This window comes from Actinoplanes sp. DH11 (assembly GCF_020873875.1).
Taxonomy (GTDB): Bacteria; Actinomycetota; Actinomycetes; order Mycobacteriales; family Micromonosporaceae; genus Actinoplanes.
This window is the reverse complement of the sequence record NZ_JAHWGU010000003.1, coordinates 369,498-394,982: the sequence shown is the minus strand read 5'-3', so window position 1 is coordinate 394,982 and position 25,485 is coordinate 369,498. Positions and strand designations below refer to the sequence as shown.

The 25,485-nt window shown below is 72.9% G+C and carries 23 protein-coding genes; 8 read left to right on the top strand and 15 right to left on the bottom strand.

Annotated features, from left to right (window positions below):
* Positions 1–208 precede the first annotated feature (208 nt).
* A complete protein-coding gene (locus tag LPA41_RS06875; protein ID WP_229069084.1) occupies positions 209–841 on the bottom strand; it encodes a DJ-1/PfpI family protein in 633 nt (210 codons plus the stop codon).
* Between the two features lie 73 nt (positions 842–914).
* On the opposite strand from LPA41_RS06875, the gene LPA41_RS06870 reads away from it, so the two are divergent.
* Positions 915–1,871: a GlxA family transcriptional regulator gene (locus tag LPA41_RS06870; RefSeq protein ID WP_229069083.1), complete on the top strand. Its 957-nt coding sequence runs from the start codon at positions 915–917 to the stop codon at positions 1,869–1,871.
* A 51-nt stretch (positions 1,872–1,922) separates the two neighbouring features.
* On the opposite strand, the gene LPA41_RS06865 is transcribed toward LPA41_RS06870, so the two are convergent.
* On the bottom strand, positions 1,923–2,960 hold the full coding sequence (locus tag LPA41_RS06865; RefSeq protein ID WP_229069082.1) for a GlxA family transcriptional regulator: 1,038 nt from the start codon (positions 2,958–2,960) through the stop codon (positions 1,923–1,925).
* A 109-nt stretch (positions 2,961–3,069) separates the two neighbouring features.
* On the opposite strand from LPA41_RS06865, the gene LPA41_RS06860 reads away from it, so the two are divergent.
* Positions 3,070–3,708 carry an isochorismatase family protein gene (locus tag LPA41_RS06860; protein ID WP_229069081.1) on the top strand — a complete coding sequence of 213 codons (639 nt, stop codon included), beginning with the start codon at positions 3,070–3,072 and terminating at the stop codon, positions 3,706–3,708.
* An 89-nt stretch (positions 3,709–3,797) separates the two neighbouring features.
* On the opposite strand, the gene LPA41_RS06855 is transcribed toward LPA41_RS06860, so the two are convergent.
* Entirely contained in the window at positions 3,798–4,994 is a 1,197-nt protein-coding gene (locus LPA41_RS06855; RefSeq protein WP_229069080.1) for an MFS transporter, read from the bottom strand.
* 184 nt (positions 4,995–5,178) lie between these two features.
* Here LPA41_RS06855 and LPA41_RS06850 point away from each other — a divergent pair, with 184 nt between their 5' ends.
* Together LPA41_RS06850 and LPA41_RS06845 are read left to right on the top strand one after the other, a co-directional pair.
* Positions 5,179–5,394, top strand: coding sequence for a DUF4287 domain-containing protein (locus tag LPA41_RS06850; RefSeq protein WP_229069079.1), 216 nt, complete (start codon positions 5,179–5,181; stop codon positions 5,392–5,394).
* Between the two features lie 187 nt (positions 5,395–5,581).
* A complete protein-coding gene (locus LPA41_RS06845; protein WP_229069078.1) occupies positions 5,582–6,673 on the top strand; it encodes a M15 family metallopeptidase in 1,092 nt (363 codons plus the stop codon).
* 157 nt (positions 6,674–6,830) lie between these two features.
* Here the strand turns inward: LPA41_RS06845 and LPA41_RS06840 are convergent, their stop codons facing one another.
* On the bottom strand, positions 6,831–7,322 hold the full coding sequence (locus LPA41_RS06840; protein ID WP_229069077.1) for a DUF4396 domain-containing protein: 492 nt from the start codon (positions 7,320–7,322) through the stop codon (positions 6,831–6,833).
* Positions 7,323–7,571: 249 nt separating this feature from the next.
* Here LPA41_RS06840 and LPA41_RS06835 point away from each other — a divergent pair, with 249 nt between their 5' ends.
* The gene (locus tag LPA41_RS06835; RefSeq protein WP_229069076.1) at positions 7,572–10,091 is read left to right on the top strand and encodes an ATP-binding protein; all 2,520 of its coding nucleotides are present in this window, start codon (positions 7,572–7,574) and stop codon (positions 10,089–10,091) included.
* Between the two features lie 15 nt (positions 10,092–10,106).
* On the opposite strand, the gene LPA41_RS06830 is transcribed toward LPA41_RS06835, so the two are convergent.
* The 4 genes from LPA41_RS06830 to LPA41_RS06815 all read right to left on the bottom strand — a co-directional run bounded on the left by LPA41_RS06830 (position 10,107) and on the right by LPA41_RS06815 (position 13,106).
* On the bottom strand, positions 10,107–10,649 hold the full coding sequence (locus tag LPA41_RS06830) for a hypothetical protein (RefSeq protein WP_229069075.1): 543 nt from the start codon (positions 10,647–10,649) through the stop codon (positions 10,107–10,109).
* A gap of 74 nt (positions 10,650–10,723) precedes the next feature.
* Positions 10,724–12,121, bottom strand: a complete 1,398-nt coding sequence (gene chrA / locus LPA41_RS06825; protein ID WP_229069074.1) for a chromate efflux transporter — start codon at positions 12,119–12,121, stop codon at positions 10,724–10,726.
* Between the two features lie 65 nt (positions 12,122–12,186).
* Entirely contained in the window at positions 12,187–12,618 is a 432-nt protein-coding gene (locus LPA41_RS06820) for a chromate resistance protein ChrB domain-containing protein (protein ID WP_229069073.1), read from the bottom strand.
* Positions 12,615–13,106, bottom strand: a complete 492-nt coding sequence (locus LPA41_RS06815; protein WP_229069072.1) for a Chromate resistance protein ChrB — start codon at positions 13,104–13,106, stop codon at positions 12,615–12,617. Before LPA41_RS06815 ends, LPA41_RS06820 begins: the two co-directional genes overlap by 4 nt.
* A gap of 30 nt (positions 13,107–13,136) precedes the next feature.
* Here LPA41_RS06815 and LPA41_RS06810 point away from each other — a divergent pair, with 30 nt between their 5' ends.
* Positions 13,137–13,361 (top strand): hypothetical protein, encoded by a 225-nt coding sequence (locus LPA41_RS06810; protein ID WP_229069071.1) that lies wholly within the window; start codon positions 13,137–13,139, stop codon positions 13,359–13,361.
* Positions 13,362–13,414: 53 nt separating this feature from the next.
* Entirely contained in the window at positions 13,415–16,060 is a 2,646-nt protein-coding gene (locus LPA41_RS06805) for an EAL domain-containing protein (protein ID WP_229069070.1), read from the top strand.
* Between the two features lie 307 nt (positions 16,061–16,367).
* Here the strand turns inward: LPA41_RS06805 and LPA41_RS06800 are convergent, their stop codons facing one another.
* From LPA41_RS06800 to LPA41_RS06780, 5 genes are all read right to left on the bottom strand, one after another.
* Entirely contained in the window at positions 16,368–17,405 is a 1,038-nt protein-coding gene (locus LPA41_RS06800; RefSeq protein ID WP_229069069.1) for a Ku protein, read from the bottom strand.
* A 69-nt stretch (positions 17,406–17,474) separates the two neighbouring features.
* Positions 17,475–21,077, bottom strand: a complete 3,603-nt coding sequence (locus LPA41_RS06795; protein ID WP_229069068.1) for an ATP-binding protein — start codon at positions 21,075–21,077, stop codon at positions 17,475–17,477.
* Between the two features lie 127 nt (positions 21,078–21,204).
* Entirely contained in the window at positions 21,205–21,831 is a 627-nt protein-coding gene (locus LPA41_RS06790; RefSeq protein WP_229069067.1) for a GPP34 family phosphoprotein, read from the bottom strand.
* A gap of 1 nt (position 21,832) precedes the next feature.
* Positions 21,833–22,060, bottom strand: a complete 228-nt coding sequence (locus LPA41_RS06785; protein ID WP_229069066.1) for a hypothetical protein — start codon at positions 22,058–22,060, stop codon at positions 21,833–21,835.
* A gap of 4 nt (positions 22,061–22,064) precedes the next feature.
* On the bottom strand, positions 22,065–22,976 hold the full coding sequence (locus LPA41_RS06780) for an SPFH domain-containing protein (protein WP_229069065.1): 912 nt from the start codon (positions 22,974–22,976) through the stop codon (positions 22,065–22,067).
* Between the two features lie 129 nt (positions 22,977–23,105).
* Here LPA41_RS06780 and LPA41_RS06775 point away from each other — a divergent pair, with 129 nt between their 5' ends.
* The gene (locus tag LPA41_RS06775) at positions 23,106–23,726 is read left to right on the top strand and encodes a class I SAM-dependent methyltransferase (RefSeq protein WP_229069064.1); all 621 of its coding nucleotides are present in this window, start codon (positions 23,106–23,108) and stop codon (positions 23,724–23,726) included.
* Here LPA41_RS06775 and LPA41_RS06770 read toward each other — a convergent pair.
* Both LPA41_RS06770 and LPA41_RS06765 read right to left on the bottom strand, forming a co-directional pair.
* Complete coding sequence (locus LPA41_RS06770; protein ID WP_229069063.1) at positions 23,683–24,792, bottom strand: prenyltransferase; 1,110 nt, start codon at positions 24,790–24,792, stop codon at positions 23,683–23,685. The genes LPA41_RS06775 and LPA41_RS06770 overlap by 44 nt on opposite strands.
* The gene (locus LPA41_RS06765) at positions 24,779–25,483 is read right to left on the bottom strand and encodes a class I SAM-dependent methyltransferase (RefSeq protein WP_229069062.1); all 705 of its coding nucleotides are present in this window, start codon (positions 25,481–25,483) and stop codon (positions 24,779–24,781) included. Before LPA41_RS06765 ends, LPA41_RS06770 begins: the two co-directional genes overlap by 14 nt.
* Between the last annotated feature and the right edge of the window lie 2 nt (positions 25,484–25,485).

The following is a 25,485-nucleotide window of genomic DNA, read 5'->3' as shown; positions in this document are numbered from 1 at the left end:
ATGAGTGCGGCGTGGTGTTTCTTGCCCGCGGCTCCTCACGGTCATGGCCGCGGTCGGTCCGTGTGGCGTTGTTGATCTGCTAGCGGTGCGAGATCGCGGTTTTGACCCCTTGATCACAGCGATTTCGTAGCGCTAGCAGATCAACATCTCCGTACGCACACCGGCGTCACGCGCCCGTCTCCCCGCCGTCACGGCCGCCGCTGATCCGTCACCGCGGGTCCGGCGCCGGGTGGACGGGTGCCTGCGACCGGGTCGTGCGGCGGACGGTGCCGCGCCGTTCGTACTCGAGCACCATTTCGGCCTGCAGGGCAGCGTCGGGACCGAAGAACCGCTCGACGAGCCACAGGCCGAGGTCGAGCCCGGACGTCACACCGCCCGAGGTGACCAGGTCGCCGTCGTCGACCACGCGGCCAGGGACGGCCTCGCCACCCATCGCCCGCAGGTCGTCCAGGGCGACGTGATGGGTGGTGCAGGGCCGTCCGGTGGTGAGCCCGGCGGCGGCGAGCAGCAGCGTCCCGGTGCACACCGACGCGACGACCAGGCCGGGCCGGCGTGCGCCGGCGAGCGCGTCGGGCAGGGTGCGCCGGCGGATCTGCTCGCTCACTCCCGAGCCGTCCCCGTAGCCGCCGCCGGGCACCACGATCACGTCGGCGTCCCCCGGCGACCAGGCGCCACGCACGATCATCTCGATGCCCGAGTTGGTGGTCACGGTGCGCGCACCCTCGGCGGTGACATAGGAGTGCGCGATGTCCTCGACAATCCCGAACACGGCCACCGGCCCGGTGAAATCCTGCTCCTCCGCGCCGTCGTACAGGACTGTCTGAATCCTTACCGAAGTCATGCCCCGAGTGTTCCGCCTGGCACGCCCCGCCGGACACCGGCACGACCGCCGCCGACCCGTAAGATCCGGCCACATGCGCAGGATCGCGATTCTCGCCCTCGACGGCGTCGTCGCCTTCGACCTGACCATTCCGTGCCAGGTGTTCGCCGCAGCCCGGTTCGCCGACGGCACGCCCGCCTACGAGATCCGGGTCTGCGCCGACCGGTCCGTCACGACCACCGCGTGCGAGCAGCAGCCCTTCCAGATCTCCTCGCCGCACGGCTGGGACGACATTCTCGACGCCGACACGGTGATCGTGCCCGGTGCCGATCCGGATCGGGCGCCACATCCGCGAGCCGTACGCCTGCTCCGCGAGGCCGCGGCCCGTGGCGCCCGCATCGCGTCGATCTGCACCGGCGCCTTCGTCCTCGCCGCCGCCGGCCTGCTCGACGGCCGCCGGGCGACCACGCACTGGCAGCTCGCCGGCCGCCTCGCCACCGGGCATCCCCGGATCGAGGTGGATCCGTCAGTCCTCTTCGTCGACGAAGGCACGGTCCTCACCTCCGCCGGTGTCGCCGCCGGGCTCGACCTGTGCCTGCACCTGGTGCGCCGCGACCACGGCGCCGCGGTGGCGGCCACCACCGGCCGGATGATCGTCATGGCACCGCAGCGGGCGGGCGGCCAGGCGCAGTTCATCGACCACCGCCCCACAGCCGGCGACGCGGGCGACCTGGTTCCGACACTCCAGTGGATCCAGGAGCGTCTCGAGACGCCGTTGACCGTCGCCGACATCGCCGCCCGCGCGGCGATGAGCCCCCGCAATCTGGCCCGGCGATTCCGCGCCCACACCGGGGCCACGCCCATGCAATGGCTCCTCGGCCGGCGCATCCAGCGAGTCCGGGAACTGCTCGAGACCACCGACCTCACCGTGGACCGGATCGCCCGGACCACCGGCTTCGGCTCCACCGAGACCCTGCGGCACCATTTCGGGCGGCAGGTCGGCTGCACACCCAGCCTCTACCGCGCCACGTTCCGCGGTCCGGTCCGTTGACCGCGGTCACCCCTCGCGGCATGTACCACCGCAACGAGCCGGGCGGCACTGTCACGCCGGGGGGCCGGACGGGATCATCGCGGGGACCGGCGGGCCCTGTCCGGACCGGTGCCGTCCGACCCGGCTGCGGGCATCGAACCGCCGGCGGTACTCCGACGGTGCGGTGTGGAACGCCGCGGCGAAGCTCTGCCGCAGCGTGACCGTGCTGCCGAACCCGCACGCCGCAGCGACCTGGTCGATCGGCAGGTCCGTCGACTCCAGCAGGCGGCGGGCCTCGTCCAGGCGCTGACGCCGGACCCAGACCGCCGGGGTGACGCCGGTGGACGCCTGGAACGCCCGGATGAACGTGCGCCGGCTCAGGTGCGCGACGCCGGCCAGCCGCTCCACCGGCAACGGCTCCGCCAGATGCCGCAACGCCCACTCCAGCACCGCCGCGATCGGGTCGCCCGCCGGTCGCGGCGGCAGCGGCCGTTCGATGAACTGGGCCTGCCCGCCGTCGCGGTGCGGCGCCACCACGAGGCTGCGGGCCACCCGGTTGGCCGCCGCGGCGCCGAGCCGGGCCCGGACCAGGTGCAGGCACGCGTCGAGCGCGGAGGCGGTGCCGGCGGAGGTCAGCACGTCACCGTGGTCGATGTAGAGCACCGAGGCGTCCAGGTCGACGTCGGGGTGCCGGGCGGCGAGCATGTCGACGGCCTGCCAGTGGGTCACCGCGGTGCGCCGCGACAGCAGGCCCGCGTCGGCGACGGCGACCGCACCGAGGCACAGCCCGGCGATCGTCGCACCGCGGCCGTGTGCCCGCGTCAGGGTGCGCCGGAGCGCCGGACCGGCGGCGCGGCCGTCCTCGAACCAGGAGGGCACGACCACGATGTCGGCCTCCTCGGCGGCCGCGGGTCCCCGGATGCCGCCGATCGGATAACCCTCAGCGGTACGGACGGAGCCGGCCCGGTCGGCGAAGAGCACCGTCGTCCAGTTGCCGAGTCCCTGCCGCGCCACCTCGTCGAAGACGAGCTGCGGCACCGACAGATGGAACATCGTGATGCCGTCGAAGGCGTGGACGGCGATGCGCAGGCCGCCGTCGGAGGTTGGCACGATTTCATCGTAACGCCGCACTCGTGCCAATGGCCGGCAGCCGTCCGGGCCCGCAGACTCGATACGTCGCCCGGCAGGGACGACACCGCCGAACCAAGGAGAACCGATCATGACCAGCCCGAACCGTGCCCTCGTCGTCATCGACGTGCAGCAGGACTACTTCGGTGGCCCGCTGGAGATCCAGTACCCGCCGCACGCGGACTCGCTGCCGCAGATCACGCGCGCGATCGACGCCGCCACCGCCGCGGGCATCCCGGTCGTCGCGGTGCAGCACACGATGGGCGACGACGCCCCGCTGTTCAACCCCACCCTGCCCGGCTACCAGCTGCACCCGGAGGTCGCCGCCCGCCGCACGGACGCGTGGAAGCAGGTCGTCAAGCAGTACGGCACCGTGTTCGCCGGCACCGACCTCGTCTCCTGGCTGCGGGACCGCGGCATCGACACGGTCACGTTCGTCGGGTATATGACCAACAACTGCGTCCTCGCCTCCGCCGCCGAGGCCGAGACGCACGGCCTGGCCGCCGAAGTGCTCGCCGACGCCACCGGCGCGATCAACATCGCCAACGAGGCCGGCTTCGTCGACGCCAAGACCGTGCACACCACGCTGATGGCCCTGTTCAACTCGAACTTCGCCGCGGTCGCCGACACCGCCACCTGGTCCGCGGCCGTCGCCGCCGGTGAGGCGCTGCCCAAGCCGGACCTCGGCGCCTCCGCCGTGACCGGCGCCCAGCGCGCCGGCCAGGCCTGACGCGCCGGCCAGGCCTGACGGGTCGCGGCCCGATCGGTCGCGGCCTGACCGGTCGCAGGCTGATCCGTCGCGGCCTGACCGGTCGCCGCTCAGGCGGGCACGGTGCGGCGGCCGAACGCCCGCATCGCCGCCGCGCCCACCAGCGGCCCCGGGACGAGCAGCCAGAACGCCCATCGCCAGCCGGCCGCGGCGGCCACGACGGGCACCAGCTGGATCGTGACGACGGTCAGGGCGAAACCGATGGCCGTCTGCGCGGTGAGGGCGGTGCCGACGTACCGCGTGTCGGCCACCTCGCTCAGGGCGGTGGAGAACACGCCGGAGTCGGCGACGACGGCGGCGCCCCACACCGCGGCGAGCACGACGACCACGGCCGGCGCGGCGGTGAAGACCAGCGGCGAGATCAGGCAGCAGGCGCCGCTGACCGCGAGCGCGGTGACGGCGGCGGGTGATCTGCCGAACCGGTCCGCGGCCCACCCGCCGGCCACGCAACCGACCACGCCGGCGATGCCGGCGGACAGGAACACCAGCAGGCTGACGGTAGCGTCGGCACGGCCGGTCCGGGCGGCGGTGCCCGCGATCAGGAAGCTGGGCAGCCACGTCCACAGCGCGTACAGCTCCCACATGTGACCGAAATAGCCCAGGTTCACCAGTCGCGGCCCGCGCTCGCGGAACATCGTCAGCGCGTACCGGGGGTGCGGCCGCGGCGGCACGCCGGAGCCGAACTGCGGCCCCTCCCGGACCAGTGCCGCGGCCAGCAGCGCGCCGAGCGCCGCGCACCCGGCGGCGGCGCCCATCACGCCGCGCCACGGCAGGTCGCCGAGGCCGCTGATCAGGTGCGGCAGGGCCGAGCCGAGGGTCAGTGCGCCGATCATGACGCCGAACGCGAGACCCCGGCCGGCGGGCGGCGCCCAGGACCCGGTCAGCTTCATGCCCACGGGATAGACACCGGCCAGGAAGACGCCGGTGAGGAAACGCAACGGTACGGCTGCGGCCAGCCCGTCCGCCAGCAGGGCGAAAACGGCCGTGCACGCGGCCGCCAGCGCGGCGCACCCCGCCATCAGCAGATGCGCCCGCACCCGGTCGGCCAGGTTCAGCGCGGTCGAGGTGACCGCGCCGGCCACGAACCCCAACTGGACGGACGCGGTCAGCCAGACCGAGGCGGTCGCGCTGATCTGCCACGACTCGCGCAGCGCCGGCACCACGGCGGAGGCGGAGAACCACACCGCCAGGCCGAGCACCTGCACGGCCGCGATCAGCGCACGCTGCGCCGCGGGCTGGACCGCCATGGGCGTACTCCTCGAGTGATCATCCGGACGGGACCGGGCGATCTTCCCGCACCGGGCGGCGGCGGATCTCCCGGATCGAGCGGTAGCGGTCCCGGACACACACCGATGTGACGCGAGCCACCGATGACTCCGGCGCACCCGGCTGGTCTGATGGTCGGAATCGACCGACCTGAAGGAGATCGACATGTCCGAACCGGTGAAGGGCCCGGCCAGCTACTTCCCCTCGATCGAGAAGAAGTACGGCCAGCCGATCGCGCACTGGCAGCAACTGATCCGCTCGTCGCCGCTGACCCGGCACGGCGAGTTGGTCACCTGGCTCAAGACCGAGCACGGCCTCGGGCACGGCCACGCCAACGCCCTTGTCGCGCACACCCTCGCCGAGGACAAGCAGAACAGCTGACCGGCTGCGGAACGGAATAGTGCCAACCGCATTGCAACCATCGTGGAACCGCAATGAACACCGGCACATGAAATTGCGATAAGCCCTGCTCAGACGCGTACAAAAATTGTTTCACCGGTTTTCTCAAGCTCCGGGCGGATGCCGCCGATACGGCTGATCCGTGTCCGGAAATTGGGGAGGAACCGGAATGGTCAAGGGCTTTTCTCGTACGGCCGCACGTCGTGCCACCGCCGTGGTCGCACCGGCGCTGATGCTCGTCCTGGCCGGCGCCGTGCCGGCACAGGCCGCGCCGGCGCCGGCCGCACCCGACGCGTCGATCGCCGCGTCGGCCGGCACGACCTGGGCCGAGACCATGCGCCTCAAGCTGGGCCGCGACATCCACCTGACGCGGCTCGGCACCCAGCTGCCCGCCCTGCGCGTCACCGCGAAGACCCACGCCAGCACCCTGGCCGCGGCCCGCACGGCCGAGACCGCCGCGGTGGCCGTGGTGAACCGGGAGACCGCCACGGTCCGCACCACCCACGCGAAGCACGCGGCCGCCGCGACGGCGGTGACGGCGGCGAAGATGGCGCTGACCGCGGCGAAGAAGCACCGGCCGTACAGCAAGAGCCGCGTCGCCAAGGCCACCAAGGCCCTCACCTCGGCGCAGGCCACCCTGAAGGCGCGCGCGACCACCGCACAGCGGGCCACCACGGCCCTCAAGGCGGCCCGGGCGGCACACACCGCCACGGTGAAGCAGCTGACCAGTGCGACCGCGACCTACCAGACGGCGGCGAAGGCGGTCCGCAACGCCGAGATCGCGATCAAGGCGTGGCCGGCGGACCGGGCGGCGCTGGCGGCGAAGGCGTCGGCCCTCAGCGACCAGGTGGTCGTTCAGCAGCGCGCCAACTTCACCACGGACCGGACCACCCAGGTGTACGGCGTCACCGTCAACAAGGTCGTCGCGTACTCGTTCCAGCGCATGATCGACGACGCCGCCAAGGCCGGTATCAAGCTGTCCGGCGGCGGGTTCCGCACCAAGGAGCAGCAGATCCGCCTGCGTACCGTGAACGGCTGCCCCGACGTGTGGACCGCCCCGTCGTCGTCGTGCCGGGTGCCCACCGCGATCCCCGGCCGCTCGCTGCACGAACTCGGCCTGGCCGTCGACGTGAGCTCCGGCGGCAGCACCATCAACACCCGCAAGAGCGCGGCGTTCAAGTGGATGGCCGCCAATGCCGGCAAGTACGGTTTCGTGAACCTGCCGTCGGAGCCCTGGCACTGGTCCATCAACGGCAGCTGACCGGCACTGCCCCGCCCGCGCCGTCTTACCGGCCCGGACACGCCGTCCATGCCGAGATGTTGATCTGCCAGCGCCACGGAATCGCGGTGATCATGCCTTGATCACCGCGATTTCGCATCGCTGGCAGATCAACAACGCCGCGCGACCCACCTCAGCGTCAGTGGGCGTGGTGGTAACGGTGGATCACGGCGTGGCCCTTGCCGCGGGAGATCAGCCACCGGTTGACCGGGGTGGTCAGCACGAACGCGACGGCCAGCGCGAACGCCAGCGACGCCCAGAACACCCAGCTGCTCAGGCCGGCTTCCATCGCGCCCGGCACCGCCAGCATCACGGCGTTGTCCAGGATCTCCATCACCGTGATCGAGACGGTGTCGGCGGCCAGCGCCACCATCAGCGCCGCGCGGAGACCGACTCCCGCGCGGAGCACGCCACGCATGGTCAGGGCGTAGCCGAACACGAATGCCAGGGCGACCGCCAGGATCACGGTCGGCCAGGCGGACCAGCCCAGCGCGGTACCGATGACCATGCCCAGCACCTCGCCGATCGCGCAGCCCGTCAGGCAGTGCAGGGTCGCCTGCGCCGCCGTGCGCCACGACGTCCGCCCGGTCGCCGTGAGGGTTTCGTGGTGATGCCCGTGGTCGGGATTCATGACAGCCTCCTGGGACGTGAACTCACCTCCTTTATACCCCCAGGGGGTATGCGACGGCCACCCTCATCGCGGCAGGTTGTGGTTCGCCGGGCCACCGGCCGGAGCCGGGCGCCGCCCAGGCGCGCCGCGGTGGAGCGGTTACGCCGGACGAGGGACACGGGGGCGGGATTGAAATTCCGCAAAAAGGTAATACGGGGCGCTGAGCCCGCGGGGACCGGGGCCGTTCGACGAATCTGGACGATCATGGTCATGCTCGACGACAGCGTCATCGGTGACACCGAACGCCTGGCCGCGGTGCACCGGGCCCGCCGGGTGCTGCCGGCCCTGCCCATACCGCTCGACGCGATGGCCGGGCTGGCGGCGAAGCTGCTGCACGCGCCGATGGCGGCGGTGACCCTGGTCGGCGACGAGGAGGAGCACTTCGTCGGTGTGCACCGCCTCCCCGAATCGCTGACCGCGCAGGGCCGGGCGCCGCTCGCGTACTCGGTGTGCAAGTACATCGTCAGCCAGGACCATCCGGTGTTCGTCGGTGACATGCTCACCGACGACACCGGCCAGCTACGTGATCACCCGCTGGCGACCGAGTACGGGGTACGGGCGTTCCTGGGTGTGCCGGTCCGCGACTCCCGGGACCGCCCGGTCGGCTCCCTGACCGTGCTGGGGACCGAGACCCGGCAGTGGACCGACGACGACGTCGCCGCGCTCGTCGAGATCGCCGAGGTGCTGCGACCGCCGGACGCCCGGGACAGCACCCCGGAAATCGGCACGCTTGACACCGAGGACCTGCTCGACAGCGCGCAGGAGGCCTTCCTCGCGGTGAAACCGGACGGCGTGGTCGCCGGCTACAACCGGGCCGCCGAGGAACTGCTCGGGTTCACCGCCGACGAGGTGTGCGGCCGGCACCTGGACCACAGCCTGCTGCCGCACTACGACGAACAGCCGATCGGCGCGGCGCTCGACCGGCTGTTCACCGCAGCGCCGGAGCGGCAGCTGCTCCGCGAGATCACGGTGCGGCACCGGGCCGGCCACCGGCTGACCGTCACCGCGTCGCTGTCGGTGGTTCGGGGCACCGCCGGCGCCCTGGCCTGCGTGTTCCTCACCGACGTGTCCGAGCAGGCCGCCGCGCGCGACCTGGCGGTCCGCCACGGCAGTTTCCTGGCCGCGCTGCTGGACGCCCTCGCCGTGGGGGTCATCGCCTGCGACGACGCGGGCCAGGTGGTGGTCATGAACCAGGTGCTCCGCGACTTCCAGCGCCTGCCTGCCACCGGGCCGCTGCCCACGGACTACCCCGAGTCGATCGACGGTGTCCTGCACGACGCCGCCGGGCAGCCGCTTTCCTGGCAGCAGACGCCGCTGATGCGGGCGTACCGGGGCGAGCACGTCGAGGCCGAGGACGTACTCGCCGCCATGCCCGGTGATCAGACCCGGACCTTCGCCACCACCGCCCGGCCCGTCGTCGCCGAGGACGGGCGGCTGCTCGGCGCGGTGGCCGTCGCGCACGAACTCACCGAGATGCGGCGCGCCGAGCGGTTCCGCGCCTGCCATCTGGCCGTGCAGCAGAAACTGTCGGCGGCGGCGACGATGGCCGAGGCGACGCCCGGCGTCCTGGAAGTGGTCGGCACCACTCTCGCCTGGCCGTGCGCCGAACTGTTCCTCCTCGACGAAGTCACCGGCGACCTGCGGCCGGTCGGCCACTGGGCCGCGGACGGCGACGACGGGCGGGAGGTGGCGGACGACTTCTTCGGGCACCTCCCCCGGCGCGGCTACGGCATCACCGGCCGGGTCTGGCAGACCGAGCAGGCGTTGTGGGTGCCGGACATCGGCAACAGTGCTGAACTGCGATCCCCGTACGAGAAGGAACGGGTACGGGCCTGCACCCGCCGCGGCATCCACAGCGTCCTGGCCGTCCCGGTCCGCGACGGCGGCACCCTGCTGGGGGTGCTCACCTGTTACGCCGGCACCCGGGAACAGCACCACGACCTGCTCACCGTGCTGCTCGACGGCGTCGCCGCGCAGATCGCCGTCTACGTCACGCTGCGCCGCGCCGAGGAACTGGCCCGGCAGCTCACCCGCGCCCAGGACGACTTCCTCGATCTCGTCGGCCACGAGATGCGCACCCCGCTGGCCGCGATCACCGCCAACGCCACCATGCTCGCCGACGACGCGCACACCCTCGACGGCGAGCATCAGCAGATGGTCCATGCCATCGCGCGCAACACCGCGGCGCTGGAGAAGATCGTCGGCGCCCTGCTCGACCTCGCCGGCCTGGATTCCGGCCACGTCACCCTGAGCACCAGCCGCCTCGACCTCGGCGAACTCGTCGCCGCAGGCGTCGCGGCGGCCCGCCATCAGGCCGCCGGCAGCGGGGTGCGCCTGCACACCGACCTGAGCGCGGACGTCCGGCTCGAGGGGGACCCGCATCGGCTGCGGCAGGTCGTCGACGATCTGCTGTCCAACGCCGTCAAGTACAGCTTGCTCGGCGGTGACGTGCACATCCGCGTCACTCGCGACGCCGACATGGCCGAGTTGTGCATCAGCGACACCGGCATCGGTACCCCGCACGACGAACACGACCGCGTCTTCGACCGGTTCTTCCGCGGCAACAACGTCCGCCACCAGGGCATCACCGGCAGCGGCCTGGGGCTCAGCCTCGCCCGGACCATCGTCTCCCTGCACGGCGGCACGATCCGGCTCACCGAGAACCAGCCGTCCAGCACCATGGTTTGCGTCCGCCTGCCCGCCCCTCCGGAAACGCCGCCGGACGCCTGAACGTTCCGCCCGCCGTCACCGGTGCGGGCGGCTGTGGGTGAAACGGCGGGGCAGCGGGCCGACACCGGAGCGGCGTCCAGGGCGCATCGCCGCGTGCACCTGGCCCGGCCCCGGACCGGAACGCGCGGCGAGGGCGTCGGCGACCACGCCGGTGACGGCGGCGTACACGCCCTTGTGCAACAGGTCCACCGCCAGCTCCGCGCGGGGCCAGGTCTGCGGCGGGGCGCCGACCCCGGTGAGGTTCTCCAGGATCTGGTCGTTGGTCAGCCGGACCACGGCGAACTTCGCCGAGGACCACGGGCCCCGCAGCCCGGCGTGCGCCATGACCGAGCGCAGCACACCGAGCAGCATCCCCTGGCCGGCGTGCATGGCCCAGTTGACCGCCGCCGGCTGCTCCCGGGGGTGCTCCCGCATCCCGGTGAGGCGTTGCAGGACCCGCGCCGGCACGTACGAGTCCGGTCGCCCGGTCAGCCGCTGCTCGATCTTCTCCCCTACCGTCATCACCGCGACCCCGGCCGCCCCGGCGACCAGTCCCTGCCATATCGCACGCTGCATCATGCGGGCCGGGTACCCGGGTCAGCGCCGGCGAATCCACCGACCTGCGGCGTCTCAGCCGGGGTTCGGCGTGTCTGTCACACGCCGGGCAGGCCGGCGAGCCCGGCGACCAGGCCGAGGAGGGCGCAGACGCCGAGCACCCGCAGCACCGGCCAGGACCGCCAGAAGATCAGGGCGGCCGCGATGACGGCGATGACCAGGGGTACGGGCCGCGCGGACCCCAGTTCCGGCAGGGTCATGTGCACCGGTCCCGCCGTCACCTCGCGCACCGTGCCGAACAGGGTGTGCACGGCGAAGTAGAGGCCGAGGTTGGCGATGACGCCGACGACGGCCGCGGTGATGCCGGTCAGCGCGGCGGACAAAGCATGGTTGCCGCGCAGCCGTTCGACGTAGGGGGCGCCGAGCAGGATGAACAGGAAGCACGGCACGAAGGTGACCCAGGTGGTGAGCAGCGACGCGACGACGCCGGCCACCCAGGGGTCGAGGCTGCCCGGGTTGTGGAAGGCGCCGAGGAACGCGACGAACTGCACCACCATGATCAGCGGACCGGGGGTGGACTCGGCGAGCGCGAGCCCGCGGACCATGTCGCCGGCCGACAGCCACGCGTAGTGCTCGACGGCACGCTGGGCGACGAACGCGAGGACCGCGTAGGCGCCGCCGAAGGTGACCACGGCGGTGCCGGAGAAGAACAGCCCCTGCTGGGTGTAGACACTGTCCGGCCCGGTGAGCACGGCGAACACGGCGACCGGCAGGAACCAGGCGGCGAGACCGACGCCCAGGATCGTGGCGGCCCGCCGGCCGGAGGGCCGTTCGTGGTGCAGCGCGTCGTCGGAGATCAGCGGTTCGGCGCCGTCCTTCGCCGCGCCGTGCCCGCCGGCGGATTCGACGAGAGCGGGCCGCCACCGGTGCAGCGACCACCCGGCCACCGCCGCGAGCGCCACCACGATCGGGAACGGGACGGCGAAGACGGCGAGGGCGAGGAACGCCACGACGGCGAAGGCGACGAGGGTACGGCTGGACAGCGCCCGCCCGGCGACCCGCCACACCGCCTGCGCGACGATCGCGACCACGGCCGGCGCGAGACCGGCGAACAGGGCGGTCACGACGGTGGTGTCGCCGAACCCGACGTAGACGGCCGAGAGCACGAGCAGCGCCACCAGGCCGGGCAGCACGAACAGGGTGCCGGCGACGAGTCCGCCGCGGATGCCGTTGAGCAGCCAGCCGACGTAGATGGCGAGTTGCTGGGCTTCCGGCCCCGGCAGGAGCATGCAGTAGTTCAGCGCGTGCAGGAACCGGCGCTGGCCGATCCAGCGGCGCTCGTCGACGAGGTGGCGCTGCATGACGGCGATCTGCCCGGCCGGCCCGCCGAAGGTCTGCAGCGAGATGCTGAACCAGGCCCGCACGGCCTGCCGGAAGGGTACGACGTCACCGACCGGCACGCCGGCGGTCTGGCTGTCGGGTTCGATGGTGGGCACGTGCGTCTCTCCAGGTGCTCGGGCCGGACGGGTGCTCGGGCCGGACGGGTGCTCGGGCGGACGGCTCAGCCGGGCGTGCGGTTCAGCAGCACCGCGCGGCGCTGATATTCGTAGAGGCCGTCGAAGAGGGGGCCGGTCAGCGCCAGGACCTGCTCGTCGTCGCAGATCATCGAGAGGCCGCGCAGGATCACGTCCAGGCCCGGGCCCTCGGGGGCGTCGTAGCGCTCGTCGGCGAGGTCGGCCTCGTGCACGATCTCGGCGATCTTCCACAGCACCGGGTCGTGCAGCTCGTACCGGCGCAGGATCGTCTCGAACGAGCAGTCGCCGCCGTGGTGGCCGAGTGCGACGCCGCGCATGTCGAACGGGGTGGCGTCGTCGGGCACCTGCGCCCGGTCGCCGACGAACAGGAACGTCGCGTCGGTGTCGACGTGCCGGCGGATCAGCCAGGCACAGGCCGCCCGGTCGATGTGGACGCCGGCCCGCGTCGCCCACCTCATGCCGGTTCCCGCACGTCGGGGACGGCCCGGGCGGCGAGGTCCTGCACCGCGAGCCGCGCGGCCTCGCGTTCGGGCGGCGGAAAGTAGTCGCGTTCGTTGATGCGGCGCAGCTCACCGCGCAGGCGCCGCACGATGCGGGTGCGCTCGGTCTTGTCAGCGGGTCGGGCCCGGGCCTCGTCGATGATCGACAGGTACTCGGCGGCGCGGGCGGCCCGCATCGCCGCGATGACGCCCTGTTCCTGCGCGGTGTCGCCGGGGCTGGCGATCCAGAGCGTCGCGGAGCCACCGTTGTCGACGACCTCCTCGGCGAGCCAGTCCAGGTGCTCGCGGGTGCGGTCGTCGGCGGGCAGCGCGATCAGGCCGTCGCCGAGGCGGGCCACGCCGAGACGTTCCAGTTTGCGCCACACCGCGATCCGCGGCTGTGACGGCTCGCGCGGGATCCGGTAGGACAGCAGCACCCACCGCCCGGTCCGCTCCACCTCTTCCACGGAGCTACTGTAACCACGGTTACGGGCACAGTGGAAGAGCCGGCCGGCCTCCGGGAGTGGGGCGGCCCGCCCGAGCCGGCCGGGCCACGGGATACCGCCGCGCTGGATGAGCCGGCCGCGCCCTGCCCGATCGTCGGAGCCACCAAGCCGAACCATCTGCAGGACGCCGTGGCCGCGCTGGCGCTCGAACTCACCGAGGACGAGATCGCCGCACTGGAGAGCCCCTACCGGCCGCAGGACAACTACTGGTGGTGAGATCGGCGCGGCCCCGGGGCTCAACTGGGCCGGACCGGCGTCGATGGTAGGGCGTGCCCGACACGCCAGGCGGTCCGCCGATCTTCGCTGACCGGGCGTTCCAGGCCGTCACGGCTCTGACGATTGTCGATGTCGCGGCGTTTCTGGTGCAGGAGCACACCGGCCCGCTGTGGCCGGCGCCGGTCAACTGGCTGCTGATGATCGCGGTCCTGGTACCCACCCTGCTGCTGTGCCGCCGGGTGCAGGCCGACCCGGCGTCGGCGCCGGTGGTGCGCCGCTACTGGCGTACGGTGGAGATCGGCATCGTCCTGTTCGCGGGCGTCGCCGGGCTGCGCGTCCTGTCCGGGCTGGGCGCGGGCGACTGGTCGCTGGTGGCCTCCGTGGCCCTGCACGTCGTCGGCGGCGCCGTGCTCACCTGGCCGCTGGTCGGCCTGCCGTTCAGCGCCCGGGGCCGGGCCCGCAAGGTCGGGGTCTGGCTGGACCTGGGCACCCTGTCGGCGGCCGCCGGCCTGATGATCTGGCACTTCGTCGCGTCCGCGCAGTTCGCCGGTGGCCGGGTCACCGTCGCCGGGGTGCTGTCCGCCATCGTGATCATGGGCGCCGGCCTCAACGGCGTCTACCTGGCCGCCAAGGTCGTGCTCGCCGGGGTCGACTCCTTCGCCCGGCACGGCCTCTACTGGATCGGCGCGTCAGCGCTGATCGGCGGGCTGGGCTCGGCGATCAACTTCCTGCACCCGCACCAGCCGCACGGCGACCTGCTCGTGCTGGTGCTGCCGGTGGCCGCCTACGCGGCGGCGATCGGTGCCCGGATCCAGGTGGTGGACACTGCGATCGGTGACCGGCGGCGGCGTACGCCTCGTGGTTGGAGCATGATGCCGTACGCGGCCGTTGCGGCCGTCGACACCATGGTGATCTACCACAACGTCCGGGGCACCGCGAACGGCATCCTGATCGACGCCGTCGCCGTCACGCTGACCGCGATCGTGGTGATCCGCCAGTTGATCGCGTTCCGGCAGAACGACGCGCTGCTGGCCCGGATCGGCGTACAGGAGAAGCGGTTCCGCCTGCTGGTGCAGAACTCCACCGACATGGTCACCATCGCCGGCCCCGGCGGCATGCTGACCTATGTCAGCCCGGCCACGCGCACCATCCTCGGCACGCACGAGGACGACCTGATCGGCACCGGCCTGGTGGCGCGGACACACCCCGACGACCGGGCCGCGGTGACCGAGCGGATGGCGGCGGTGGCCGCGGCACCCGGCAACACGGCGACGTACCAGATGCGCCTGCGACACGCCGACGGCACGTACCGCTGGCTCGAGGTGACGAGCGCGAACCTGACCGGTGAGCCGAGCGTCGACGGCATCGTCAGCAACGCCCGGGACATCACCGAAACCCGCGAGGTGCAGGACCGGCTCAGCTACGAGGCCAGCCACGACATGCTGACCGGGCTGGCGAACCGGGCGCTGTTCGGCAAACGGGTGGCCGCCGCGGTGACCGGCGACGGCCCGGGCACGCCGGTCAGCGTCGTGCTCGTCGACCTGGACGACTTCAAGACCGTCAACGACACCCTCGGGCACGCCACCGGCGATGCGCTGCTGGTGCACGTGGCCGAGCGGATGCGGAACAGCGTCCGGCCCACCGACACGGTCGCGCGGCTCGGCGGCGACGAGTTCGCGATCCTGTTCGACACCGCCACCGGCGCCGACGTGGACCAGGTGCTGACCCGGATCGCGGCGGCCCTGCTCGAGCCGGCCGTGATCGACGGCGAGCCGATGACCGTCCGGGCCAGCTTCGGCGTCGTCGACGGACGCGGCGGCGACGACCCCGGCGACCTGCTGCGGCAGGCCGACATCGCGATGTACGAGGCGAAGGAGCGCGGCGAGGGCGGCTACGAGCGGTACCGGCCGGGCATGGAGGCCCGCGGCGCCGAACGCCGGCGGCGCGCTGCCGCCCTGCACACGGCGATCCTGGAGAACCAGCTCGTCACGTTCTTCCAGCCGGTGGTGACCCTGCCGGATGGCCGGATCACCGGCGCCGAGGCACTGGTCCGCTGGCAGCACCCCACCGAGGGGCTGCTCGGCCCGGGCGCCTTCATCGACACCGCCGAGCAGAGCGGCCTGATCGTGCCGCTCGGCACCTGGGTGCTGCGCGACGCCACCCGGGAGGCGGCGACCTGGCCCGTTGAGCTGACCGTGTCGGTGAACGTGTCGGCCCGCCAGCTGCGCGAGACCGGCTTCCCGGACGTCGTGGCGGCGGCCCTGCGTGACAGCGGCCTGCCCGCCCACCGGCTCACCGTGGAGATCACCGAGTCGGTCGCGGTCGGCGGCGGGGCGACCGGTGAGAACCTGCGCCTGCTGCGCGAGATGGGCGTACGCCTGTCCCTGGACGACTTCGGCACCGGCGCGTCCACGCTCAGCCTGCTCGCCGGCGCCCCGGTGGACCAGATCAAACTGGACCGCTCGTTCGTGCCCGACGGCGGCCCGGACGCGATCGCCGACGCGGTCGCCCAGATGGCCCGGGCGTTCGGCCTGCAGGCGGTGGCCGAGGGCGTCGAAACCCCGGAACAGGTGGCACGACTGACCCGGCTGGGGTACGAGCGCGCACAGGGCTTCTACTTCGCCCGGCCGATGTGCGCGGCCGACCTGCACCTGCGCATCGGCAGCCCGTCCACCGCCGACCCCGCCGGCATCTCCTGAGCGGATCGCCCCCGCTGAGCGGACCGCCACCGCCTGAGCGGCCCGCCACCGCCTGAGCGGACCGCCGCCTGAGCGGCCACGTCCGGCCCACCCGGCAGTCGCCCGCACATCCCCCGTGTCCCCCTTGCCGGCCCAGTGGCGCCCGACAAGCCGTCCAGCGCGAGAAGTGGATCTGCTAGCGATGCGAAATCGCGGTTTCAGCCCCATGATCACAGCGATTTCGCATCGCTAGCAGATCAACACCGCGACGCGGGCGCAGCGCAGCGCAGCAAGCGTCATCGACCGATGGTCCCACCGTGACCGGCGGTCACGATGCCTTGCGGATCGCCTTCTCCAGCTCCGGGCGGCTCATCGTGGAACGGCCGCGAATCTTCAGGTCCGCGGCCCGGGCCAGAAGCTCGGCCTTCGTCATCTCCGCGGCCTTGCCGCTCCTCTTCCGAGCGCCTCCGGTGCTCTTCTTCGCGCTGGAGCCACTGCCTTTCTTGGCGCCGCCGGCGGTGCTCTTCTTCGCCTTGCTGCCGCCGCGACCGCCGTCCGCATCGGCCGTCCCGGTGGCCTTGCGGCGCTGGGAGGCCGCCTCCACGCTGCGGCGCAGCGCCTCGAACAGGTCGGTGACCGGGGTCGGTTCCGGCGCCTCGTCGGCGCGGGTGATGTCCTTGCCCGCCTTCTTCTCGTCGATCAGGGCATTCACCCGGTCGGTGTACGTGTCCCGGAAGTCCCCGGGTTCCCACCGCCCGGTCATCGAGTCGATCAGCTGCTGCGCCATGTGCAGCTCGGCCGGCTTCGCCGCGTTGCGCCGCGGGAGGTCGTCGATCTGGTCCTTCGGGTCACGGACCTCGTCGGCGAAGTACATCGTCTGCAGGACCAGCAGGTCACCGTCGGCACGGATCGCGGCCAGGTACTCCTTGCCGCGCATCACCAGCCGCCCGATCGCTGCCCGGCCCGCGTCGGCCATGGCGTCGCGGAGCAGCCCGTACACCTTGGTGGTCTCCTCGTTGCCGGGCCCGAGGTAGTAGGTCTTCTGGTAGAAGATCGGGTCGATGTCGCCGAGGTCGACAAAGCGGTCGATCTCCAGGCTGCGCGACCGGCCGGGCGCCACCGAGTCCAGTTCCTCCTGGTCGAGCATGACGTAGTCGCCGCCACCGACGTCGGCGCCCTTCACGATGTCGTCGAAGTCGACCTCTTTGCCGGTCCGCTCGTTGACCCGGCGGTACCGGATCCGGTCGGCGGTGCCCTTCGCGAACTGGTGGAACGAGACCTCGTGCTCGTGGGTGGCCGAGTACATCCCCACCGGCACCGACACCAGGCCGAACGTGATCGACCCGGTCCAGATCGGCCGTGCCATGGCTGGCTCCCTTCGACCACAGCCCCGTACCCGTCGGCGCCCGGGGGCTAACCAGCCGGCTGGGGCTCGTCAGGCCCACTGCCGTTCGATGGTCACCAGGGTGCCGGCGTCGTTGGCGACCACGCGCACGTCTCCGTAGGCGTGCATCAGGATGGCACCCCGGCCGCGGTCCCGGGCCGCCGGCCGGGCACGCCAGTCACCGAAGTCCTGGATCTCGAGACGGACCCGGCCGCCGGTGACGAGCAGCCGCATCCGGACTTCGGGGCGGCGTGGCTGCTGGGCGTGCTCGACCGCGTTGTTGATCGCCTCGGTGGCGGCGACCTGCAGGTCGTACAGCAGGTCGGGGTCGATCGCGTCGCCGTCGAGGGCGGTGCGCAGGTCGCGGCGCGCGCCGGCGGCGGCACCGGCGTCCAGCGGGTACGTCCACGTGACGTCGACCGCCGGCGGTGCGGCCCTGGCGGGAGCGGCCGGCAGCGCCTCGCGGACCGCGGTGACGGCGACGTCGTGGGCGCCGGTGTGCAGGACGAGTTGCTCGCCGGGTTCCAGGGTGCCTTGATGCTGCGACCAGGTCCCGCCGCCCGGGGTCAGCGGTGGCCCGGCGCGGCCGGTCGGCGGCCGCAACGCACCGTCCGGCGACGTGTGCTCGGGACCGGGACGCCCAGCACCGGCCCAGGTGAAGCGGCCGGTACGCGGGTCGAGCAGCACCAGCAGCAGGGTGGTGGCCGGCGGATCGGGCAACCGGTTCAGGGCCGTGGCGAGGTCGGCGAGGAGGCGCGCGGGTTCGCGGCCGCCGGCGGCGTGGGAGCGCACGGCGGCGCGGAGCAGCGCGGCGGTGACGGTGGCGGTGAGGCCGTCGCCGGCGGCGTCACCGGCACTGAGCAGCAGGGAGCCGTCTCCGGTTCCGGTGACGTCGTGCCAGGAACCGGGTGCGGTCCGGTGGGTGTGGTGCACGGTCCAGCCGTCCGGTGCGGCGGACTGTTCCGGCAGGACGGCGCGGTGCAGGGCCTGCGCGCTCTGCTGCTCGGCGCCCGGCTGCCAGGCGGTGCCGGCGAGCGCGGCGCACAGCTCGGCCGCCGCGGTCAGGATCCCCCGGGCCGTGGCGGCCGGCCGGGCCGGGCCGTTGTGGACCGTGATACCACCGAGCCGGGTGCCGTCGGGTGCGCTGATGTCGGCCGTGGCGCCCGGCGACCGTACCCCGGTGTCGCCTGCGCCCGGCCCGCGCACCCCCGTGCCGCCGGCGTCCGGCGCGCGCACCCCCGTGCCGCCTGCGGTGAATCGCAGGGCGTGCCGCTGCTCGTCGCCGTCGATGGCGCCGTCGATGGCGCCGTCGATGACGACGTCGGCTGAAGTGCCGCCCAGCAGCGCCGAAGTCAGGTCGGTGGCCGCCTGGAACGCGTCGTGCAGCATGCGACCGGCGGCGATCACGGCGGGGGCGGCCAGGCTCGGCGCGGGGGCGGTGCTCCGCGCGGCGGCCAGGGTGAGTACGGCGCGGACCCGGGCGATCAACTCGTCGGCGCCGAACGGTTTGACGACGTAGTCGTCGGCGCCGGCGGTGAGGCCTTCGACCCCGGATTCCTGCCCGGCGCGCGCGGAGAGCATCACGATCGGCAGGCTGCGGGTGGCCTCGTCGCCCCGCAGGGTGCGGACCAGGGCGAAGCCGTCCAGGTGCGGCATCATCACGTCGGTGATCAGCAGGTCGGGCCGGTTGAGGTGGATGGCCCGCAAGGCTTGTTCGCCGTCGGCGACCGTGCGCACCTGCCAGCCCTGCGCGGTGAGCAGGCGGGTCAGGTAGGCGCGCATGTCACTGTTGTCGTCGGCGACCAGGATCCGGCTGCCGGACCCGCCGGGTGGGCCGTCGTCCACGGTGTCGTCCCAGCTGCCGGCGCCGAGGGCGGCCGCGCGGGCACCGGCCAGCAGGCCGGTCGCGCCGGGCATGCCGGGCATGCCGGTGGTTCGCACGGCGGCCCACGGCAGCACGACGGTGAAGGTGGTGCCCTCCCCTGGCGTGCTGTGCACCTCGACGTCACCGCCCTGCAGCCTGGCCAGTTCGCGGACAAGCGCGAGGCCGATCCCGGTGCCTTCGTGGCTGCGGGCCCGGGCGCCACGCACGCGATGGAACCGGTCGAACAGGCGCGGCAGGTCGGCGGCGGCGATGCCGATGCCGGTGTCGGCGACGGTGAGCCGCACCGCGGTGGCGTCGTGGTCCAGGGTCACCCGGATCTCGCCGACGAACGTGAACTTCAGCGCGTTGGAGAGCAGGTTCGTGACGATCGTCTCCCAGTGCGCGGGGTCGACCGCGACCGGGGCGGGCAGCGGCGGGCAGTCCACCAGGAGGCGCAGGCCGGTGCGTTCGATCGCCGCGCGGAACACGCCGGCCAGTTCGGTGGTGAACCGCGCCAGGTCCACCGCCTGCGGTGCCCGGCCGGTGTCGCCGCCCGCCACGCTGGAGAACGTCAGCAGCTCGTTGACCAGGTTGAGCAGCCGCGTGGCGTTGCGCCAGGCCACGTCCACGCGGGATCGCTGCGCCTCGTCGAGCGGGTGGGCGCGGTCGGCGAGCGCGTCCTGCAGCGGTCCCAGCATCAGGGTCAGCGGTGTCCGGAACTCGTGGCTGACGTTGGTGAAGAAGTCGGTCTTGACCCGGTCGAGTTCGGCGAGCGCGGCGGCGCGGTCACGTTCCTCCTGGAAGGCCTGAGCGTTGCGGACCGCGACGGCGACCTGCTGGGCGAGCAGGTGCAGGAACGAGCGGTACGTGCCGTCCAGGGCCCGGCTGGGACTGACCCCGGTCAGCAGGACGCCGTCCGCGGCCGGCAGCGGCTGGGCGACGGCTTCGCGGACCGGGTCGGCCCACGGCCCGCCGGCCACGGTCAGCCGGTCGGTGACGTCGCCGGTCACGGCGGTCTCTCCCGCGGCGGCGGCGGCCAGCCGCCAGGGGTCGGTGCCGCCCGGGTCGGCGGGCAGGCGCGACGGCAGCGCGGTCTCGTCGACGCCGACCACGGCGCAGCGGCGCAGCACGCCGCCCTCGCGCAGGTAGATCGCGGCGAACGGCACGTCGAGCGGGTGCTCGCCGATCACTCCGGCCAGGCGGCCACAGGTCTCGTCGACACCGGCGGGGCGATGCCCGTCCGGAGAAGCGGAATCAGGCCGGGCGAGGTCGGGCAGGGCCAGGTCCCGCAGCAGCCGCATCCGGCGGTCCCCGACCACCTGGTCGGTGACCTCGCTGCACACGGTCAGCACACCCACCGTGACACCGCCGTCGTCGCGGGCCGGGGCGTGCGAGACGCTGAAGTACGCCTCCTCCGGGTACCCCGCCCGGTTCAGCAGCAGTCGCAGGGCCGGCACCCAGCTGGCGACGCCGGTGGCCATCGCCTCCGCGATGAGCGGGGCCAGCACGTCCCACCCCTCCGCCAGGGTGACCCGCACGTCGCGGCCGAGCGCGTGCGGGTGCTTGTCGCCGATCAGGGCCGAGTACGCGTCGTTGTAGAGCTGCGTGAAGTCCGGCCCCCACAGCAGCAGCATCGGGTAACGCGACGACAGCACGATCCGCACGGCGGCCTTGAGGCTCTGCGGCCAGAACTCGGCCGGGCCCAGATCGGTGGCCGCCCAGTCCCGCCGGGCCATCAGGCGCCCGAGCTCACCGCCGCCGGAGAACAGGTCGTCGGGTGCCGCGTCCAAACCCGATCACCGTTCGCTTTCCGTGTGCACGAGCCAACCACCCCCGACGACCCAGGGATGTACCCCGTTGCAGGACTCTTGCACATGAACCTGTGCCACGGCCGTGGAGGGGGGTGGTGGGCGCGAGTCAGCCGACCTCGCCGAGCGCGGCATCCCTGATCCAGGCGCGCAGCGCCGGCGCGACCGGTCCGCTGTGCTCGGTGAGCTGCTGGATGCGCCGTTTGTGGGTGCGCCGGGCCGCACGGTCGAGGACGAGGGTGAGGTCCGCCGCGGCGACGACGGCCACGAGCGCGGCGTCGGCGGGGCCGACCCGGTCGAGGGGGTCCTTCAGGGCGCTGCCGACCCGGCCGAGCAGCTCCTTGCGGACGCGCGGGTCGCGGACGGTCACCCGGGTCGCCGGAAACAGTCCCAGGACCTTGCGCTGTTCCAGGCGGACCCAGCGGCCGTCGGCGAGCTGCCGGCGCACCGCCACGACGGCGGCCCGGTGCCGGCTGCCGATCCAGGTCTTCCAGGCGCGCGGCTTGGCGGCGGCGACCTGGTCCAGCACGGTCTGCAGGAAGGGATCGTGGCAGGGCTGCCGGATGCCGGGGACGGCGCGGCCGCGGTCGTCGGTGAGGTGGCCGCTGAGGTGCAGGTCGGCGAGGGCTGCCGCCCGCAGCACGACGCCGAGGTTGCTGCCCATCGGGACCCGGCCCTTGGCGGGGTCGTAAGCCAGCAGGTGGACGCGCTGCGGGAGACTGCCGGGCACTGCCATGTCACTCTCCTTCGGGGTGCGGCTCCGCTTCCGGTTCGGCCGGCGGCCGGCCCGGTCCGCGCATCCGGGCGACCCCGCCGGGCAGGCGACCGGCGTCGGCGAGGGCCTTGCGCAGGAGGTACTCGATCTGGGCGTTGGTGCTGCGAAGCTCGTCCCCGGCCCAGCGCGCCAGTGCGTCGTGCACCGCCGGGTCGAGCCGGAGAAGGAGCTTCTTGCGTTCGCTCGCCATCCGGTCAGGAGTAGAGCGTGCCCGCGTTGACCACGGGCTGGGCGTCCCTGTCGCCGCACAGGACCACCAGCAGGTTGCTGACCATCGCCGCCTTGCGTTCCTCGTCGAGGTCGACGACGTGGTTCTCGGCGAGCCGGAGCAGGGCCATCTCCACCATGCCCACGGCACCCTCGACGATCCGGGCGCGGGCGGCGACGATGGCGTTGGCCTGCTGCCGGCGCAGCATCGCGTGGGCGATCTCGGGTGAGTAGGCGAGCCGCGTCAGGCGGGACTCGATGATCTTCACGCCGGCGGCGGCGACGCGTACCCCGATCTCCTCGGACAGTCGCGCGGTGATCTCGTCGGCGTTGTCGCGCAGCGACATCAGGGCGGTGTCGTGCGAGTCGTAGGAGTAGCTGTTGGCGATGTGCCGCACCGCGGTCTCGGTCTGGATGGCGACGAACTCGATGAAGTCGTCGACCTCGAAGACGGCCCGGGCGGTGTCCTCGACCTGCCAGACGACCACGGCGGCGATCTCGATGGGGTTGCCGTCGGCGTCGTTGACCTTGAGAACGTCGGTCTCGTGGTTCCGGATGCGGGTGGAGACCCGGCGCCGGGCGGTGAGCGGGTTGACCCAGCGCAGCCCGTCGGTGCGCACCGTCCCGGTGTAGCGGCCGAGCAGTTGCAGGACCCGGGCCTCGCCGGGCGCGACCGGGGTGAGACCGGCCAGGGCCGCCGCGGCGGCGAGGACGAGCAGGCCGCCGGCCACGATCAGGCTCACCTGGACGACGGTGTTGCCGAGCAGCGCACCGGCGACGATCGCGGCGGTGCCGACCAGGATCACGAGCACCGACCCGGCGAGCACCGGCCAGCCCGACGCACCCCGGGCGATGCGCTCACGAACCTGGGGCGTGGGCAGGTCCAGGTATTCCGTCATAAGACGCTCCCTCCGAGTGGCGATGTCACTACGTTAGCAATGTGATATCACTTTTCCAAGAGGGCATCGTCGATACCTGAGGCCGGGCCGCCGCGCGACCGCCAAGCGGGAGATCCATATGATGGGGCGATGCTCGATTCCGGCCTGCTGGCCGCCGCCGCCGCGGCAACCGGGTTCATGCCCGCCGACGAGGGTCGCGCGCTGGCCGAGGCGGCCCTCGGCGCACCGGCCGGGCCGATCCTCGAGGTCGGCAGCTACCTCGGTAAGTCGACGCTCTACCTGGCCGCCGCCGCCCGCGCCCGGGGCGGCAAGGTCGTCACCGTCGACCACCATCGCGGGTCCGAGGAACACCAGCCCGGATGGGAGTACCACGATCCCGGGCTGGTCGACCCGGCGATCGGGCTGATCGACACCCTGCCGGGCTTCCGCCGTACGATCGCCGCCGCCGGCGCCGAGGACGTGGTCGTGGCCGTGGTAGCCCGCGCCGAGGACCTTGCCGGGCTGTGGACGGCACCGCTGGCGCTGCTGTTCCTCGACGGCAGCCACACCGACGAGTCCGCGCAGCGTGACCTCGCGAGCTGGGCGCCACACCTGGCCGCCGGCGGGATCCTCGCCATCCACGACGTGTTCCCCGACCCGGCCGACGGCGGGCAGGCGCCCTACCGCGCCTACCGCACCGCCCTCGACTCCGGCGACTGGACCGAGCTCAGCGGGCAGGGTTCGCTGCGGCTGCTGCGCCGGGACCGCTGAGCCCGTCGCCGTCCGTACCGGCGACTGCTGTGCCGGCGGGTGCTGTGCCGGTGGGTGCTGTGCCGGCGGCCGGCGCCTCGCGGAAGATCCCGGCGCGGGGGTGCTGCCCGTGCAGGGCGTCGACCGCCAGCACCACCGCCGCCCCCGTCCAGGTGGTCCGTTCCACCGGCCACCGCACGCCGTCGGTCAGCACAAGACCCGTCCAGTACGAGCCGTCGGCCTCCCGCAGGTGCTGCATGGCCGCGACCAGCTCGCGCGCGGCGGCCCGCTCCCCCATCGCCTCCAGGGCCAGGGCCAGCTCACAGGTCTCCGCGCCGGTCACCCACGGCCGGTCGGCGACACAGAAAATACCCCGGCCGGGTACGACGAACTCATCCCACCGCCGCTCGATGCGCTCCCGGGCCGCCGCACCCCGGACCGCCCCGCCCAGGATCGGGTAGTACCAGTCCATCGAGTAGCGGCCCTTGTCGGCGAACGCCGCCGGCCGGCCGCGGATCGCTTCGGCCAGCAGGTCGGCCGCCAGCTCCCAGTCCGGCTGAGGGTCACCGACGTGACCGGCGATCGCGGTGCCGCAGCGCAACGCCTGATGGATGCTCGAACAGCCGGTCAGCAGCGCCAGCTCATCGCCGGCCGCCCACCCGACCTCCCCACCGGCGGCCTGGCAGCCGGTGACGAAGTCGAGCGCCCGGCGCACCGCCGGCCACATCCGGGCCAGGAAGTCGTCGTCGCCGGTGGACAACCAGTGATGCCAGCACCCGACCGCGAGGTAGGCGGCGTGATTGGTCTCCGCCGTCGCGTCCGCGACCACCCCGCCCGGGTCGTACCGCGACGCCCACGACCCGTCCGGCCGCTGCGCCCGGCGCAACCAGTCGTAGGCCGCCGCCGCCCGCCCGTGCTCGCCGCCCACGTCCAGGGCCATGGCCGCCTCCACGTGGTCCCACGGGTCGGCCTGGCCGCCCGCGAACCACGGGATCAGGCCGTCGGCCTGCTGCACGGCGGCGATGCTCGCGACGGTCTCCCGGACATGGTCGGCGCCGAGTACCCCGGGCAGGTCAGGCACCGACATGTTTCTCCAGGTAGATGACCACGCTCTTGCCGATCAACGGGTTCAGGGCCTGCTCCAGCACCCGGGTCAGCGCCGGGCGGTCGGTGATGTCCCAGACCAGCATCCGGTGGTAGGCCCGGGTCGGTGCGGCGTCACCGATCGCGCACTTCAGCCACCAGTACGGGCTGTGCAGCGCATGCGCGAAGCCGTTGCCTGTCACCGTCAGCCCCGCGTCGCGCAGCCGGCCGGCCAGCTCGTCCTCCTTGTAGATGCGCACGTGCCCGCCCTCGTTGGCGTGATAGGCGTCGGACAGCGCCCAGCACACCCGCTCCGGCAGCCAGCGCGGCACCGTCACCGCCGCCAGCCCGCCGGGCCGCAGCACCCGGGCCAGCTCCGCGATCGCCGTCACGTCGTCCGGGATGTGCTCCAGCACCTCGGAGGCGATCACCCGGTCGAAGCTCCCGTCCGGGAACGGCAGGTCCAGCAGGTCCCCCTGCACGGTCGTGGCGCTCGCCGTCTTCGGCGCCTCACCGGCCAGGTCCATCGCCGTGCACCAGGACGCGGTCGTCGCCAGGTCCTTCGCGTTCAGGTCCAGGGCGACGACGTCCGCGCCCCGCCGGTACGCCTCGAAGGTGTGCCGGCCCTCGCCGCATCCCAGATCGAGAACCCGCATACCCGGCCGTACGTCCAGCCGGTCGTAGTCGACGGTCAACA

Excerpts from the sequence above, each read along its gene's own strand:
- LPA41_RS06845 (WP_229069078.1), top strand. The coding sequence starts at position 5,582 with ATGGTCAAGGGCTTTTCTCGTACGGCCGCACGTCGTGCCACCGCCGTG.
- LPA41_RS06820 (WP_229069073.1), bottom strand. The coding sequence starts at position 12,618 with ATGAGGTGGGCGACGCGGGCCGGCGTCCACATCGACCGGGCGGCCTGT.
- LPA41_RS06855 (WP_229069080.1), bottom strand. The coding sequence starts at position 4,994 with ATGGCGGTCCAGCCCGCGGCGCAGCGTGCGCTGATCGCGGCCGTGCAG.
- LPA41_RS06850 (WP_229069079.1), top strand. The coding sequence starts at position 5,179 with ATGTCCGAACCGGTGAAGGGCCCGGCCAGCTACTTCCCCTCGATCGAG.
- LPA41_RS06780 (WP_229069065.1), bottom strand. The coding sequence starts at position 22,976 with ATGACGGAATACCTGGACCTGCCCACGCCCCAGGTTCGTGAGCGCATC.
- LPA41_RS06835 (WP_229069076.1), top strand. The coding sequence starts at position 7,572 with ATGCTCGACGACAGCGTCATCGGTGACACCGAACGCCTGGCCGCGGTG.
- LPA41_RS06860 (WP_229069081.1), top strand. The coding sequence starts at position 3,070 with ATGACCAGCCCGAACCGTGCCCTCGTCGTCATCGACGTGCAGCAGGAC.
- LPA41_RS06875 (WP_229069084.1), bottom strand. The coding sequence starts at position 841 with ATGACTTCGGTAAGGATTCAGACAGTCCTGTACGACGGCGCGGAGGAG.
- LPA41_RS06870 (WP_229069083.1), top strand. The coding sequence starts at position 915 with ATGCGCAGGATCGCGATTCTCGCCCTCGACGGCGTCGTCGCCTTCGAC.
- LPA41_RS06770 (WP_229069063.1), bottom strand. The coding sequence starts at position 24,792 with ATGTCGGTGCCTGACCTGCCCGGGGTACTCGGCGCCGACCATGTCCGG.
- LPA41_RS06830 (WP_229069075.1), bottom strand. The coding sequence starts at position 10,649 with ATGATGCAGCGTGCGATATGGCAGGGACTGGTCGCCGGGGCGGCCGGG.
- LPA41_RS06800 (WP_229069069.1), bottom strand. The coding sequence starts at position 17,405 with ATGGCACGGCCGATCTGGACCGGGTCGATCACGTTCGGCCTGGTGTCG.
- LPA41_RS06790 (WP_229069067.1), bottom strand. The coding sequence starts at position 21,831 with ATGGCAGTGCCCGGCAGTCTCCCGCAGCGCGTCCACCTGCTGGCTTAC.
- LPA41_RS06775 (WP_229069064.1), top strand. The coding sequence starts at position 23,106 with ATGCTCGATTCCGGCCTGCTGGCCGCCGCCGCCGCGGCAACCGGGTTC.
- LPA41_RS06785 (WP_229069066.1), bottom strand. The coding sequence starts at position 22,060 with ATGGCGAGCGAACGCAAGAAGCTCCTTCTCCGGCTCGACCCGGCGGTG.
- LPA41_RS06840 (WP_229069077.1), bottom strand. The coding sequence starts at position 7,322 with ATGAATCCCGACCACGGGCATCACCACGAAACCCTCACGGCGACCGGG.